At 71.9% G+C, this 13,873-nt stretch carries 12 protein-coding genes; 7 read left to right on the forward strand and 5 right to left on the reverse strand.

What is annotated here, in order from left to right; translation table 11 throughout:
• Nucleotides 1-5: 5 nt before the first annotated feature.
• The 3 genes from RZ84_RS34165 to RZ84_RS34175 all read right to left on the reverse strand — a co-directional run bounded on the left by RZ84_RS34165 (nucleotide 6) and on the right by RZ84_RS34175 (nucleotide 3,240).
• Nucleotides 6-1,031: a 6-phosphofructokinase gene (locus RZ84_RS34165; RefSeq protein WP_043268496.1), complete on the reverse strand. Its 1,026-nt coding sequence runs from the start codon at nucleotides 1,029-1,031 to the stop codon at nucleotides 6-8.
• Between the two features lie 199 nt (nucleotides 1,032-1,230).
• Nucleotides 1,231-1,962, reverse strand: a complete 732-nt coding sequence (locus RZ84_RS34170; RefSeq protein ID WP_043268497.1) for a type 1 glutamine amidotransferase — start codon at nucleotides 1,960-1,962, stop codon at nucleotides 1,231-1,233.
• A 39-nt stretch (nucleotides 1,963-2,001) separates the two neighbouring features.
• Nucleotides 2,002-3,240 (reverse strand): MurT ligase domain-containing protein, encoded by a 1,239-nt coding sequence (locus tag RZ84_RS34175; protein ID WP_043268498.1) that lies wholly within the window; start codon nucleotides 3,238-3,240, stop codon nucleotides 2,002-2,004.
• 186 nt (nucleotides 3,241-3,426) lie between these two features.
• Here RZ84_RS34175 and def point away from each other — a divergent pair, with 186 nt between their 5' ends.
• Nucleotides 3,427-3,981 (forward strand): peptide deformylase, encoded by a 555-nt coding sequence (def, locus tag RZ84_RS34180; protein WP_043268499.1) that lies wholly within the window; start codon nucleotides 3,427-3,429, stop codon nucleotides 3,979-3,981.
• Nucleotides 3,982-4,072: 91 nt separating this feature from the next.
• On the opposite strand, the gene RZ84_RS34185 is transcribed toward def, so the two are convergent.
• Nucleotides 4,073-4,765: a TetR/AcrR family transcriptional regulator gene (locus tag RZ84_RS34185; RefSeq protein WP_078894485.1), complete on the reverse strand. Its 693-nt coding sequence runs from the start codon at nucleotides 4,763-4,765 to the stop codon at nucleotides 4,073-4,075.
• A gap of 212 nt (nucleotides 4,766-4,977) precedes the next feature.
• Between RZ84_RS34185 and RZ84_RS34190 the strand changes: the two genes are divergently transcribed.
• The 4 genes from RZ84_RS34190 to RZ84_RS34205 all read left to right on the forward strand — a co-directional run bounded on the left by RZ84_RS34190 (nucleotide 4,978) and on the right by RZ84_RS34205 (nucleotide 10,349).
• Nucleotides 4,978-6,204, forward strand: coding sequence for an acyl-CoA dehydrogenase family protein (locus RZ84_RS34190; protein ID WP_043268501.1), 1,227 nt, complete (start codon nucleotides 4,978-4,980; stop codon nucleotides 6,202-6,204).
• Nucleotides 6,205-6,575: 371 nt separating this feature from the next.
• Complete coding sequence (gene gcl / locus RZ84_RS34195) at nucleotides 6,576-8,357, forward strand: glyoxylate carboligase (RefSeq protein WP_107068212.1); 1,782 nt, start codon at nucleotides 6,576-6,578, stop codon at nucleotides 8,355-8,357.
• A gap of 158 nt (nucleotides 8,358-8,515) precedes the next feature.
• On the forward strand, nucleotides 8,516-9,352 hold the full coding sequence (locus RZ84_RS34200; RefSeq protein ID WP_043266962.1) for a TIM barrel protein: 837 nt from the start codon (nucleotides 8,516-8,518) through the stop codon (nucleotides 9,350-9,352).
• Between the two features lie 76 nt (nucleotides 9,353-9,428).
• Nucleotides 9,429-10,349: a 2-hydroxy-3-oxopropionate reductase gene (locus RZ84_RS34205; protein ID WP_043266960.1), complete on the forward strand. Its 921-nt coding sequence runs from the start codon at nucleotides 9,429-9,431 to the stop codon at nucleotides 10,347-10,349.
• A 369-nt stretch (nucleotides 10,350-10,718) separates the two neighbouring features.
• On the opposite strand, the gene RZ84_RS34210 is transcribed toward RZ84_RS34205, so the two are convergent.
• Nucleotides 10,719-11,324, reverse strand: a complete 606-nt coding sequence (locus RZ84_RS34210; protein WP_043268506.1) for an HD domain-containing protein — start codon at nucleotides 11,322-11,324, stop codon at nucleotides 10,719-10,721.
• Between the two features lie 297 nt (nucleotides 11,325-11,621).
• Between RZ84_RS34210 and RZ84_RS34215 the strand changes: the two genes are divergently transcribed.
• Both RZ84_RS34215 and RZ84_RS34220 read left to right on the forward strand, forming a co-directional pair.
• On the forward strand, nucleotides 11,622-11,849 hold the full coding sequence (locus RZ84_RS34215; RefSeq protein WP_043268508.1) for a hypothetical protein: 228 nt from the start codon (nucleotides 11,622-11,624) through the stop codon (nucleotides 11,847-11,849).
• A 468-nt stretch (nucleotides 11,850-12,317) separates the two neighbouring features.
• Entirely contained in the window at nucleotides 12,318-13,850 is a 1,533-nt protein-coding gene (locus RZ84_RS34220) for an AlkA N-terminal domain-containing protein (protein ID WP_078894487.1), read from the forward strand.
• The last annotated feature ends 23 nt before the right edge of the window (nucleotides 13,851-13,873 follow it).

The raw sequence follows: 13,873 nt of genomic DNA on the forward strand, positions 1-13,873 counted from the left end.
GCCGGTCACAGCACGCACTCGGCCTCGTCGTAGCGCTCCGCGGGCACCGTCTTCAGGCTCTCCACGGCCTCCGCCAGCGGCACCAGCGTGATGTCGGTGCCGCGCAGCGCCGTCATCATCCCGAACTCGCCGCGGTGCGCGGCCTCGACGGCGTGCCAGCCGAAGCGGGTGGCCAGCACCCGGTCGTACGCGGTCGGCGTCCCGCCGCGCTGGACATGGCCGAGGATGACCGGACGGGCCTCCTTGCCGAGCCGGTTCTCCAGCTCCAGCGACAGCTGCCGGGCCACACCGGCGAACCGCTCGTGGCCGTAGACGTCCGTGCCGCCGGCATCGAACGACATGGTGCCCGGACGCGGCTTGGCGCCCTCGGCGACCACCACGATCGCGAACTTCTTGCCGGCCTCGAACCGTTCGGCGACCCGCGCGGTCAGCTCCTCGATGTCGAACGGCCGCTCCGGCACCACGATCGCGTGCGCGCCGGCCGCCATCCCCGAGTGCAGCGCGATCCAGCCGGTGTGCCGCCCCATCACCTCGACGATCATCACCCGCTGGTGTGACTCGGCGGTGGTCTTGAGCCGGTCCAGCGCCTCGGTCGCCACCCCCACCGCGGTGTCGAAGCCGAAGGTGACGTCGGTGACCGCGATGTCGTTGTCGATGGTCTTCGGGACGCCGACGATCGGCAGCCCGGCGTCCGACAGCAGCCGCGCCGCCTTGAGCGTGCCCTCGCCGCCGATCGGGATGATCGCGTCCAGGCCCAGCTCGGCGACATGGCCGCGGGCCCGCTCGACGCCGTCCCGCAGATGGGCGGGCTGCACCCGCGACGACCCGAGGATGGTGCCGCCGCGCGCCAGGATGCCGCCGACCGCGTCCAGGTCGAGCTTGCGGTAGTCGCACTCCAGCAGGCCCTTCCAGCCGTCGCGGAAGCCGATCACCTCATCACCGTGGTCGGCGGTGGCACGGTGGACGACGGACCGGATGACGGCGTTCAGTCCGGGGCAGTCGCCGCCGGAGGTGAGTACACCCATACGCATTGCTCGTAGAACCCTCTGCAGCTCAACCGGAGGCCCGGACCCCGTCGTCCGGTTGGAATCGCGCCCAGCCTACAAGCGCACGGCCACCCGGCACAGGTACGCCCGCAGTGCGGACGCGCGCCCACGAAAACGCCGAACCGGCCGGATACGGGGCATAGCGCCCCTATCCGGCCGGGCTTCGCGGTGGCCGCCGGCCCGCTCAGGCGGTGGACTGCGTGGCCGCCGCGATCCGCTCCTGGCGCAGCGCCTCATACCAGGTGTCGTCGGCCGGCGGCAGCGCGTTGACGTCCAGCGCCAGCTTGATCAGCAGATCCGCGATGTGCGGGTTGCGGGCCATCACCGGGCCGTGCATGTACGTACCGAAGACGGTGTCGTTCCACGCGCCCTCGTAGCCGTCGCCGACCCCGTTGCCGTTGCCGAAGCGCACCTTGGCGAACGGCCGGGCGGTCTGGCCCAGGTGCGTCACGCCCTGGTGGTTCTCGAAACCGGTCAGCGGCGGCAGCCCCAACTGCGCGTCGATATCGGCCAGTACGTCGCCGACGCACCGCTCGCCCTCACCGCGGGTGCTCACCACGTCCAGCAGCCCCAGACCCTGCTGCCGCTCACCGAGGTCGTTGATGAACTCGTGGCCCAGGATCTGGTAGCCGGCGCAGACCGAGAAGACGATCGCGCCGTTGGAGACCGCGCGGTCCAGACCGCCGTCGCGGATCAGCCGCTCGGCCGCCAGCCGCTGCGGCCGGTCCTCACCGCCGCCGATCAGGTAGATGTCGCCGGAGGTGGGGATCTGCTGGTCGGACCGTACGTCCAGCCGCTGCACGTCCAGACCGCGCTGGCGTGCCCGGCGCTCCACCACCAGCGCGTTGCCCTGGTCGCCGTAGGTGCTCAGCAGGTCCGGGTAGATCCACACCAGCCGCAGGCTGTTGTCACTCATGCTCGCTCGTCCTTGTCCGTCAGGTCGGTGGGACCGCACTCAGTTGCCCACGCGGCGGCGCAGGTCCTGGAAGGCCGTGTAGTTGGCGATGACCTCGATACGGCCGGCCGGCGCCACCCGTACCGCCTCGTCGAGGCTCTCGCACACCTGGAAGTCGAGCCCGGCGACCTCCAGGCGCACCGCCAGGTCCAGCCTGCGGTCACCGAGCACGTAGATCGGGTGCCCGGCGAGCCGGGTGTAGTCCACGTCCCACAGCCAGGAGGTGTCCGTGCCGTCCGCGCCGCGCGCGTTGACGGACATGATCACCGGGGCCGGCGGCCCGTCGATCAGCGAGAAGGTCTCCAGCCAGCCGGCCGGGTTCTTCGCCAGCAGCAGCCGCAGCTCCCGCTCCATGAAGCTGACCACGTCGTAGCGGCCGGCCACCGCCTGCACGGAGAACATCCGCTCCAGCGCGACCTGCGGCGGCACGCCGAAGGCGGCGGCGACCGCGGCGGAGGTGGTGGCGTTCGCCTTGTTGGCGCGGCCCGGCAGCTGGAGCTTGATCGGCCAGGCGCTGCCGTGCGGGTCGAGCACATGGTCACCGGAGAGCGCCCAGCTGGGCGTCGGACGGCGGAAGCCGCACTCGGCGCAGAACCAGTCGTCGCCCGGCCGCTGCATCACACCGCCGCACGAGGGGCAGGACCAGGCGTCGTCCTTCCACTCCTGCCCGGCCGCGACCCACACCACGTTCGCGGACGACGAGGCCGCCCAGACGATCAGCGGGTCGTCCGCGTTGGCGATGATCAGGGCCTTGGAACCGGTCAGCCCCTCGCGCCAGCGCTCGGCCAGCATCCGGGTCTCCGCGGCGCGGTCGAGCTGGTCGCGCGAGAGGTTCAGCAGCGCTATGGCCTTCGGCGTGACATCCCGCGCCACTCCCGCGAGGTACTTCTCGTCCACCTCGATGACGCCGTACTTGGCGTCCGAGCCGCCCGCCAGCGCGGAGGTGATCCCCGCCGGCATGTTGGCGCCGAGCGCGTTGGAGACCACCGGACCGCTGGCCCGCAGCGCCTCGGCGATCAGCCGCGTCGTGGTGGTCTTGCCGTTGGTGGCGGACACCAGGATCACGTCCAGATGCCTGGCCAACGAGGCCAGCAGGTCGGGGTCGAGCTTGAGTGCCACCCGGCCGCCGATCACCGATCCGCTGCCGCGGCCCGCCGCGCGCGACACCGCTGCCGCGGCCTTGCCGGCCGTCACGGCCAGCTTGGCCCGCGGCGACAGCGGCTCCGTGTTGCCTGCCATCGTCCTTGATCCTCCTTGCATCCGGCGCCCTCCTGCCCTCAGGCTGCCGGTGGAACGCCCCCTCCGGGGCCGACGGCCGGCCGGAGGCTTCGGTCGGGGAGCAGCCTATCGAGATCCGGCGTCAGGCCCGAACTCCGCCACCTGTGTGACACCATCCGGTGTGCCCCGGCCCGTACGCTGGGGCGCATGCGCCTCCGCACCATCCCCGGCAGTTCCGGCCGCGTCCGCCCCCTGCGCCTCCTCGGCGACCCCGCCCTCTCCGGGCCCTGCGAGGACGTCACCGCCTTCGACGGCGAACTGGCCGCGCTGATCGAGGACATGTACGCGACGATGTACGCCGCCGGCGGTGTGGGACTGGCCGCCAACCAGATCGGCGTCCCGCTGCGGGTGTTCGTCCACGACTGCCCGGACGACGAGGACCGCCGGCACCTGGGGCACATCGTCAACCCCCGGCTCGTCGAGGCGGACGGCCCGGTCGTCCGCGGACCCGAGGGCTGCCTCTCCGTGCCCGGTATCGAGGCCGGCACACCGCGTCACGACCACGCCGTCGTGGAAGGGCTCAGTGTCACCGGCGAGCCGGTGACCGTGACCGGCACCGGGTTCTTCGCCCGCTGCCTCCAGCACGAGTGCGACCACCTCGAAGGCGGCCTCTATCTGGACCGGCTCACCGGGCTCCGGCGCCGCCGGGCGCTGCGCGCGGCGGCGCGGGCCCCTTGGGCGCCGGGGGCCGGCCGGGCGTAGGGCCTTTCCGGCTCCGACCGATCGGACAGGCCCCGGGACGGGCGTCCGCCACCGTTCACAGGCCGGTGCCGGTTCACGAGCCGGTGCCGGTTCAGAAGCCGGGACCGTTCGCCAGGTCCCGGACGGTGGCCAGCTGGCCCCACAGCAGATCGGCCAGGTGGCGCACCAACTGCTCGCGGGAGCACGGGCGTTCACGCAGCCACCAGTCCCCGGCGGCGTGCATCATGCCGACGATGCCATGACCCCAGACCCGGGCCCGCTCGGCGCCGTCCGGCCCCAGGTCGAGCCGTTCGGATATCACCGTGGCCAGTTCCTCGCCGAGTCGGCGCAGCAGGGGGGCGGAGTGCCGTCCCACGTCGAAGCCGGTCTCCGACGGGATGTCCTCGTCCGCCGGGTGCATCAGGAAGCGGTAGACCTGCGGCCGGGTCTCGATGGCGACCAGGTAGGCGTCGAGGGTGGCCTCCACCCGGTCCCGGCGCAGGACCGGGGCGTCCAGCGCGGTGCGCAGGTTGTCCAGCAGGGCGTCGGTGTGCCGCACGGCCAGGGCGCGGTAGAGCCCGCCCTTGTCGCCGAAGTGCCGGTAGAGGATCGGCTTGGTGATACCGGCCTCGGCGGCGATGGCGTTCATCGACGCCCCCGGGCCGTCGCGCAGCACGATGCGCTCGGCCGCCTCCAGGAGTTCCCGCCGTCTGCGCTCGGTCGCGGTCTGCTGCCGGTCGCCCTGCCCGGCACCGCCGTCCGCGGCGCCGCTGTGCACAGTGCCGCTGTGCTCTTCGCTGTCCATGGTCGTGCTCCCCACCCTCGTGAATCCGTGGCGCTCGCGCAACGTAACACCCGAACTGCGCAAGGCCCGAACTCCGCGGCAGATTCCGACCGCCCTGCGGATGCCCTGCGGCGCCGGTTGGGCCGCGCGAGGAGTTGACATTATCTACTGGTGAGTAACAGACTCGTGTTACCGCAAGTAACATCTGGCATGCGTGCACCACTGGAGGGGACATGGCCGAGTTCACCATGGAGCTCAACGACGAGCAGAAGGAAGTCCGTGACTGGATTCACGGCTTCGCCGCGGATGTCATGCGCCCCGCCGCCGCCGAGTGGGACGAGCGCGAGGAGACCCCCTGGCCCGTCATCCAGGAAGCCGCCAAGATCGGCCTGTACTCCCTCGACTTCTACGCCCAGCAGTTCTTCGACCCCACCGGCCTCGGCATCCCCATGACCATGGAGGAGCTGTTCTGGGGCGACGCCGGTATCGGCCTGTCCATCGTGGGCACCGGGCTCGCCGCCGTCGGCGTACTGGCCAACGGCACCGAGGAGCAGATCGGCACCTGGGTCCCGCAGATGTACGGCGACCCCGATGACGTCAAGGTCGCCGCCTTCTGCTCCTCCGAACCGGACGCCGGCTCGGACGTCGCCTCGATGCGCACCCGCGCCGTCTACGACGAGGCCAAGGACGAGTGGGTGCTCAACGGCACCAAGACCTGGGCCACCAACGGCGGCATCGCCGGCGTCCATGTCGTGGTCGCCGTCGTCGACCCGGAGCTGGGCTCCAAGGGGCACGCCTCCTTCATCGTCCCGCCGAACACCCCGGGCCTCTCCCAGGGGCAGAAGTTCAAGAAGCACGGCATCCGGGCCTCGCACACCGCCGAGGTCGTCCTGGAGGACGTCCGGGTCCCCGGCCACTGCCTGCTCGGCGGCAAGGAGAAGCTCGACGAGCGGCTGGCCCGCGCCCACGAGCGCGCCCGCAGCGGCGGGGAGCGGGTGAAGAACGCCGCGATGGCCACCTTCGAGGCGTCCCGCCCGGCCGTCGGCGCCATGGCCGTCGGCACCGCCCGCGCGGCGTACGAGGAGGCGCTGGAGTACGCCAGGACCCGCGAGCAGTTCGGCCGGCCGATCATCGACAACCAGGGCGTGGCCTTCCAACTGGCCGATATGCGGACCCAGATCGACGCCGCCCGGCTGCTGGTCTGGCGCGCCTCCTGGATGGCGACCACCGGCAAGCCCTTCACCTCCGCCGAGGGCTCCATGTCCAAGCTCTACGCCAGCGAGGTCGCCAAGAAGGTCACCGCCCAGGCCGTCCAGATCCTGGGCGGGAACGGCTTCACCCGCGAATACCCGGTCGAGCGCATGCACCGCGACGCCGCCATCTACACCATCTTCGAAGGCACCAGCGAGATCCAGCGGCTGGTGATCTCCCGCACGCTGTCGGGGATGCCGATCCGCTGACCTGCGGTCCGTCGGCTGACGTACCGTCACATCCCCCTGCCGCCACCGGTGTTCCTGATGCCGAGAGGGCATCGAGATCGCCGGCGGCGGCTTGGTGTCCGGCGTCACCCGACACCGCGCCGAAGTCCAGGCCGCCGGCCCCCGAGCGGGCGGCCCCGTCCCTCGCCGAGCCGCGCACCGGTTGCCACCGGTGCGCGGCTTTTTGCTGCCCGTACGCCGGTCCGGCCGCATCGCTCACCAGGCACCTCTTGACGGGTGGAACGTCTCGCTCTACGTTCCTTCCATAAAGCAGAACATTAATTCCGAGATGCGGAATTACCCCCGGCCGGTTCGGCCGGAATGCCCGTGACAGGCCGACGCAGGAGTACTCGATGCCTCGAATGACAGCAGCCCGTGCTGCGGTGGAGATCCTCAAGCTCGAGGGCGTGACCAACGCCTTCGGCGTGCCCGGCGCGGCGATCAACCCCTTCTACGCGGCGCTCAAGGGTGCGGGCGGCATCGATCACACGCTGGCGCGCCATGTCGAGGGCGCGTCGCACATGGCCGAGGGCTACACCCGGACCCACCCGGGCAACATCGGCGTCTGCATCGGCACTTCCGGCCCGGCCGGCACCGACATGATCACCGGCCTCTACTCCGCGACCGGTGACTCCGTCCCGATCCTCTGCATCACCGGCCAGGCGCCCACCGCGGTGATCCAGAAGGAGGACTTCCAGGCCGTCGACATCGCCGCGATCGCCAAGCCGGTCGCCAAGGCCGCGACCACGGTCATGGAGGCCGCCCAGGTCCCCGGCGTCTTCCAGCAGGCGTTCCACCTGATGCGCTCCGGCCGTCCCGGCCCGGTCCTGATCGACCTGCCGATCGACGTCCAGCTCACCGAGATCGACTTCGACCCGGAGACGTACGAGCCGCTGCCCGCCTTCAAGCCGGCCGCGACCCGCGCCCAGATCGAGAAGGCGATCACCCTCCTCAACGCGTCCGAGCGCCCGCTGATCGTCGCCGGCGGCGGCATCATCAACGCCGACGCGTCCGACCTGCTGGTCGAGTTCGCCGAGCTGACCGGCACCCCGGTCATCCCGACCCTGATGGGCTGGGGCATCGTCCCCGACGACCACGAGCTGAACGCCGGCATGGTCGGCCTCCAGACCTCGCACCGCTACGGCAACGCGAACTTCCTGGAGTCGGACTTCGTCCTCGGCATCGGCAACCGCTGGGCCAACCGCCACACCGGCAAGCTGGACCTGTACACCAAGGGCCGCAAGTTCGTCCACGTCGACATCGAGCCGACCCAGATCGGCAAGATCTTCGCCCCGGACTACGGCATCGCCTCGGACGCCAAGGCCGCCCTGGAGCTGTTCGTCGAGGTGGCGAAGGAGCTCAAGGCCGCCGGCAGGCTGCCCGACCGCAGCGACTGGGCCGCCTCCACCCAGGAGCGCAAGGCCCAGCTCCAGCGCCGTACGCACTTCGACAACATCCCGATGAAGCCGCAGCGCGTCTACGAGGAGATGAACAAGGCGTTCGGCCCGGAGACCCGCTACGTCACCACCATCGGCCTCTCCCAGATCGCCGGCGCGCAGATGCTGCACGTCTACAAGCCGCGCCACTGGATCAACTGCGGCCAGGCCGGCCCGCTGGGCTGGACCATCCCGGCCGCGCTGGGCGTCGCCAAGGCCGACCCGGAGACCCCGGTCGTCGCGCTCTCCGGTGACTACGACTTCCAGTTCATGATCGAGGAACTGGCGGTCGGCGCCCAGCACAAGATCCCCTACGTCCACGTCCTGGTGAACAACGCGTACCTGGGCCTGATCCGCCAGGCGCAGCGCAACCTCGACATCAACTTCCAGGTCAACCTGGAGTTCGAGAACATCAACTCGCCGGAGCTGGGCGTCTACGGCGTCGACCACGTGAAGGTCGCCGAGGGGCTGGGCTGCAAGGCGATCCGGGTCACCGACCCGAACCAGCTGGGTGCCGCCTTCGAGGAGGCCAAGAAGCTGGCCGCCGAGCACCGCGTCCCGGTCGTCGTCGAGGCGATCCTGGAGCGGATCACCAACATCTCCATGGCCGCGGCGGAGATCGACAAGGTGAACGAGTGGGAAGAGATCGCGACCGAGCCGGGCCACGCGCCCACCGCGATCAAGCCGCTCAAGGTCTGACGCCGGCCGAGGGCTGATTCCGGCCCGATGCGGACGGTGCCCCGGGCGCGGCTTGATCGCCGCGCCCGGCACGGCCACCATCCCGTACAGCAGAAACAGAACTCCGCCATCCGGAAGAATGGCGGAACTCAGTCATCCGGAAGGGATGCCGAGCGTTTATGGGTTTCACGGAGACGCGCTTCAACGTCAACCTGTCGATTCTGTTCACCGAGCTTCCGTTGCTGGAGCGGCCGGCCGCCGCGCGGGCGGCGGGTTTCACGGCGGTGGAGCTGTGGTGGCCGTGGGTGGACGCGCCCACTCCGGAGTCCTCCGAGCTGGATGCGCTGCGTGCGGCGATCGAGGATGCCGGGGTGCGTCTGGTGGGATTGAACTTCTATGCCGGTCAGCTGCCCGGTCCCGACCGCGGTGCGCTGTCGGTTCCCGGGGCGGAGTCGCAGCGGTTCCGGGCCAATGTGCCGGTGGCGATCGCGTTCGCCACCGCGTTGGGCTGCACCACCTTCAACGCCCTCTACGGCAACCGCGTCGAAGGCGTCGAGGCCGCCGTACAGGACGCGCTCGCCCTGGAGAACCTCACGTTCGCGGCGCGGGCGGTGGGGCGGGTCGGGGGCACGCTGCTGATCGAGGCGCTCAACGCGCCCGAATCGCCGCGGTGCCCGATCGTCTCGGCCCCCCGGGCCATCGAGGTCGTCGACGCGGTCAACGCCGCCACCGGGCTGGACAACACCCGCTTCCTGATGGACCTCTACCACCTGTCGATGAACGGCGAGGACCTCGAAGCGGTCATCGACCGCTACACCGGCAAGACCGCGCATGTGCAGATCGCCGACGCCCCCGGCCGCGGCGCCCCCGGCACCGGCACCCTCGACCTCCCCGCCCTGCTCGACCGCCTGAAGAACAACGGCTACGAGGGCTACACCGGCCTGGAATACAAGCCCAGCGGCCCCAGCGCCGACGCCTTCGCCTGGCTGCCCGCACCCCGACGCGCCGCCCACTGACCGGCCGCGGCGCCCGGTAGCCCGGGCACCACCACCCGCCGCCCCGTTTGTTGTGAGAGTTGAAAGAGGCAATCCAATGAGCAACCTGGCCGCTTCCTCCCGCCCGACCCGCCCGGTGATCGCGTGGATCGGGCTGGGCATCATGGGCTCGCCCATGGCCGAGAACCTGATCAAGGCCGGCTACCACGTCACCGGCTACACCCTGGAGAGCGACAAGCTCGAACGCCTCGCCCAGGCCGGCGGCACCCCCGCCGCCAACATCGCCGAGGCCGTCGCCGACGCCGACGTCATCATCACCATGGTCCCCGCCTCCCCCCAGGTCGAGGCCATCGCCTACGGACCCGACGGCATCTTGGACAACGCCAAGAGCGGCGCCCTGCTGATCGACATGTCCTCGATCACCCCCCAGACCTCCATCGACCTGGCCAAGGCCGCCGGCGCCAAGGGCATCCGCGTCCTGGACGCCCCCGTCTCCGGCGGCGAGGCCGGCGCCATCGAAGCCGTCCTGTCGATCATGGTCGGCGGCGAGCAGACCGACTTCGACGCCGCCCGCCCCATCCTCGAAGCCCTCGGCAAGACCATCGTCCGATGCGGACCCCACGGCTGCGGACAGACCGTCAAGGCCGCCAACCAACTCATCGTCGCCATCAACATCCAAGCCTGCGCCGAAGCCGTGGTCTTCCTGGAGAAGTCCGGCGTCGACCTCACCGCCGCCCTCGACGTCCTGGGCGGCGGACTGGCCGGCTCCACCGTCCTGGCCCGCAAGAAGGACAACTTCAAAAACCGGGACTTCAAGCCCGGCTTCCGCATCGACCTGCACCACAAGGACATGGGCATCGTCACCGACGCCGCCCGCACCGTCGGCGCCGCCCTCCCCGTCGGCACCGTCGTCGCCGGCCTCGTCGCCTCCCTGCGCGCACAGGGCGACGGCGGCCTCGACCACTCCGCCCTCCTCCGCGGCGTCGAACGCCTCTCCGGACACACCACCCAAGGCTGAACCGGTCCACGGCGCCGGCCGCGGACCGCCCCCGACCACCGGCGCCGCGACTGCCGCACTGCGGTCGCGGCGCCGGTCCGCGTATACCGCGTGTGCCGCGTATACGTGGTCCCGTGGCGGCGTCCATGCTCCGCGCCGTCCGCCGTCCGCCGCGCGCCGCTCGCTGTCCCGTCGACCGTCTTGAATGCCCCCGTTGACAGCATCTGTGATGACCGTCACGCATCCTTCATGGAACGCTCATCCGCTGTTCACCGTTCAATGGGGTGTGGGCAGTTGAGAAACGCCCCAGCCAAGCCGCCCCGGCCAGTTTCCCCCGTCTGGCCGGGGCGTTTTTGTGCCGTTCGCCGGCAGGGACGGCGGGGCCCGCGCCTACGCCCCGTATGCATCCAGGGGATTGGCGGCGATCCGGCTGGCGATACCGGCGCGTACGCACTCCGCGGCGGTACTGTCCGGTTTCCGCGCCGCCTGGTCCCGGAAGCAGGCGAGGAACTCCTCGCCGAGGCCCAGCCGCGGGTAGCGGTCCAGCACCTCGCCGCGCAGGCTCGCCGGGAGCGCGTCCGGGCGCCGCCCGGAGATGTCCAACGACGTGCCGAACGCCAGCAGATGCGACTCCGGGTCCGTCGCCACGTCCACCTCGTCCCACATGTGCCGGACGACCACGTCGGACGCCCGCGCCCGGCGCTCCACGGGCCAGCCGGCGCCTGCGGCGAACACCCACGCCACATGCCCGCCGGCGTGCTCGAAGGGCACGCGGTGGCTGTCGAACTCCTTGACCAGCCCGATGTCGTGGAACATCGCGGCCACATAGAGGAGTTCCGCGTCGAAGGCGATGCCGTGGGCCGACGCGTAGCCGGCCGACCAGAGGTAGGCCCGTACGGAGTGGTTCAGCAGCGCGGGCGAGCAGTAGGCGCTCGCCACCTCCCGTGCGGCACGGCAGGCGGTGGTCTCGGGTATCACAAGATCATCCATGGTCATGGCGCGATGGTGGCGTACCGCCGGACGCTCGGGCAAAGGGGGGGCCAGGGTCACGGGGAGGCGGGCGAGCCGGCGCATCGGCCGCGTCCGCCGCCATGTCAGCCCGTCGCCGTGGCTGGCGGTGGTCCCCTCGGCCGTCCGCCATCTGCGCAGCCACCACCACTGCCGCTGTCCCTGCCGTGATCCCCGCCGTCATCCCTGCTTCGACCGCCCCGGTGACCGCCTTCGCCGTCGGCGACCCGCTCGCCGATGCGCCGCCGAGGTGCGAGCGCGCGGAGCCCGGCGCACGCTGGAGGCATGGCCGAGCATCCGCCTGTCATCGTGCATCCGCCGACGCCCTCCGGCGGCCGTCGGGTGACGGTGCACGGGCAGATCGTCGGCCTGGCCCACGGCCGCGGAGACGTGGCCGAATTCCTGCGCCGTGCGGGCGTCGCCGACCCGGCCGAGGACATCGCGCTGGACGATCCGCGCCTGGTCGAATGGCGCGGCGGCTCGCTGGACGACTGGCCGATGCCGCGCGCGTGAAGGGTCCGGCATGCTGAGGCTTCCGCGGTGCCGAACTGAGCACCGGCGCAGTGGAGTTGCGCGCACTGAAGCTGTGCTGGCGGTGGCGGCTCGGCGTCGCCGTCGGGGGTGACCGGCCCTCGTGCGCAACGGGCCCTCGTGCGAAACGGGACTTCATGCGAACGGGCCTGGGACGGCCGGTACCTCGTCCGCGGCGATCCGGACAGGCCGGCCCGCGGCCATCCCGACAGGCCGGCGTTGCCGGCGCCCGGTGGGCAATGCCGGAGCCGCCGGAAGCGGGGCAATGTCCGGAGCCGTCGGAAGTGGGCCGATGGCCGGAGGCGGCCAGAACGGCAGGGGGGGCGGGCATGGGGCCGCGAGACCGGATTCCGAGCCGCGCGCCCGCCGCTCCGCCTCGTGGCCGCCCCCACCGCGGTGTCCGATTTCCGCCAGCACCGAGGTCCCGGGTGCCGCACAGTGGGTCATGTGATGACCGAGGACAGCAGGTACGAGGCGGTACGGAGCCGGGACGCGAGGTTCGACGGCGCGTTCTTCTTCGCCGTGTCCACGACCGGGATCTACTGCCGGCCGAGCTGCCCCGCGACCACCCCGCGGCGGCGGAACGTCCGCTTCTATCCCACCGCGGCGGCGGCCCAGGGCTCCGGATTCCGGGCCTGTCGGCGCTGCCGTCCGGACGCGGTGCCCGGCTCGGCCGACTGGAACGCGCGGGCCGACGTCGTCGGCCGGGCGATGCGGCTGATCGGCGACGGGGTGGTCGACCGCGAGGGCGTCGCCGGTCTGGCCGACCGGCTCGGCTACAGCGCCCGGCAGGTGCAGCGGCAGCTGACCGCCGAGCTGGGCGCCGGGCCGGTCGCGCTGGCCCGCGCGCAGCGCGCCCACACCGCGCGGATCCTGCTCCAGACCACCGGACTGCCGGTCTCCGAGATCGCCTTCGCGGCTGGCTTCGCCAGCGTCCGCCAGTTCAACGACACGATCAAGGAGATCTACGCGCTGACCCCGAGCGCCCTGCGCGCGGCCCGCCCCGCCGGCGCCGGCCGCCCCGGCAAGGGCGCCCGGGGCCCCGCCGCGCCGTCCGGCACGCCCGGTGTGCTCCCGCTGCGGCTGCCGTTCCGTGGCCCGTACGCGGCGCGGCAGATCTTCGACCACCTCCAGCGGCACGCGCTCACCGGGATCGAGGACGTCACCGGCGCGCCCGGCAGCCGTACGTACCGGCGTACGCTGCGGCTGCCGAACGGCACCGGTATCGCGGAGGTCGACGAGGCCACCGGAGACGGCTGGCTGGAATGCCGGTTGCGCCTCACCGAACTGCGCGATCTGACCATCGCCACACAACGGATCCGCCGGCTGTTCGACCTGGACGCCGACCCGTACGCGGTCGCCGCGCGGCTGGGCGCGGATCCGGTGCTCGCCCCGCTGGTGGCCCGCTACCCGGGCCTGCGCTCCCCGGGCGCCGCGGACCCGCAGGAGGTCGCCGTCCGCGCCGTGCTCGGCCGCCGGATGTCGGCCGACGGCGCCCGCACGCTCGGCGGCGTACTGATCGCCGCGTACGGTGAGCCGCTGCCGCAGCCGGCCGGCGCGCTCACCCATCTCTTCCCGCGCGTCGAGCAGTTGGCGCGGGCGCCGCTCACCGGACTCGGCCTGACCGGGGCCCGCCGCGCGACGCTGCGCACCCTCAGCGCCGCACTCGCCGACCGCACGGTCACCCTGGACGCCGGAACCGACCGCGACGAGGCGGAACGCGCCCTCCTCGGCCTCCCCGGCATCGGCCCCTGGACCGCCGGCTACCTCCGCATGCGGGCGCTGGGCGACCCGGATGTCCTGCCGGCCGGCGAGGCGCGGGCGATCGAGGGCGCCGATCCCTCGGCCTGGCGCCCGTGGCGCTCGTACGCGACGCACTACCTCTGGACGGCCGAGGCCGAGGGCGGCGCACCGGACCCCGGAGCGGCGAACCGGGATCGGCACACCACCGGCAACCGCCCCGAACCGACCCCGACCGGCTGACGGCACGACCGACCGACACCCCG

Origin of the sequence: Streptomyces sp. CT34, from assembly GCF_000805335.1 — a bacterium.
Taxonomy (GTDB): domain Bacteria; phylum Actinomycetota; class Actinomycetes; order Streptomycetales; family Streptomycetaceae; genus Streptomyces.

What these genes read in the sequence shown, in the direction of transcription:
- RZ84_RS34165 (WP_043268496.1), bottom strand. Translation starts at nt 1,031, where the DNA reads ATGCGTATGGGTGTACTCACCTCCGGCGGCGACTGCCCCGGACTGAAC.
- RZ84_RS34170 (WP_043268497.1), bottom strand. Translation starts at nt 1,962, where the DNA reads ATGAGTGACAACAGCCTGCGGCTGGTGTGGATCTACCCGGACCTGCTG.
- RZ84_RS34175 (WP_043268498.1), bottom strand. Translation starts at nt 3,240, where the DNA reads ATGGCAGGCAACACGGAGCCGCTGTCGCCGCGGGCCAAGCTGGCCGTG.
- def (WP_043268499.1), top strand. Translation starts at nt 3,427, where the DNA reads ATGCGCCTCCGCACCATCCCCGGCAGTTCCGGCCGCGTCCGCCCCCTG.
- RZ84_RS34185 (WP_078894485.1), bottom strand. Translation starts at nt 4,765, where the DNA reads ATGGACAGCGAAGAGCACAGCGGCACTGTGCACAGCGGCGCCGCGGAC.
- RZ84_RS34190 (WP_043268501.1), top strand. Translation starts at nt 4,978, where the DNA reads ATGGCCGAGTTCACCATGGAGCTCAACGACGAGCAGAAGGAAGTCCGT.
- gcl (WP_107068212.1), top strand. Translation starts at nt 6,576, where the DNA reads ATGCCTCGAATGACAGCAGCCCGTGCTGCGGTGGAGATCCTCAAGCTC.
- RZ84_RS34200 (WP_043266962.1), top strand. Translation starts at nt 8,516, where the DNA reads ATGGGTTTCACGGAGACGCGCTTCAACGTCAACCTGTCGATTCTGTTC.
- RZ84_RS34205 (WP_043266960.1), top strand. Translation starts at nt 9,429, where the DNA reads ATGAGCAACCTGGCCGCTTCCTCCCGCCCGACCCGCCCGGTGATCGCG.
- RZ84_RS34210 (WP_043268506.1), bottom strand. Translation starts at nt 11,324, where the DNA reads ATGACCATGGATGATCTTGTGATACCCGAGACCACCGCCTGCCGTGCC.
- RZ84_RS34215 (WP_043268508.1), top strand. Translation starts at nt 11,622, where the DNA reads ATGGCCGAGCATCCGCCTGTCATCGTGCATCCGCCGACGCCCTCCGGC.
- RZ84_RS34220 (WP_078894487.1), top strand. Translation starts at nt 12,318, where the DNA reads ATGACCGAGGACAGCAGGTACGAGGCGGTACGGAGCCGGGACGCGAGG.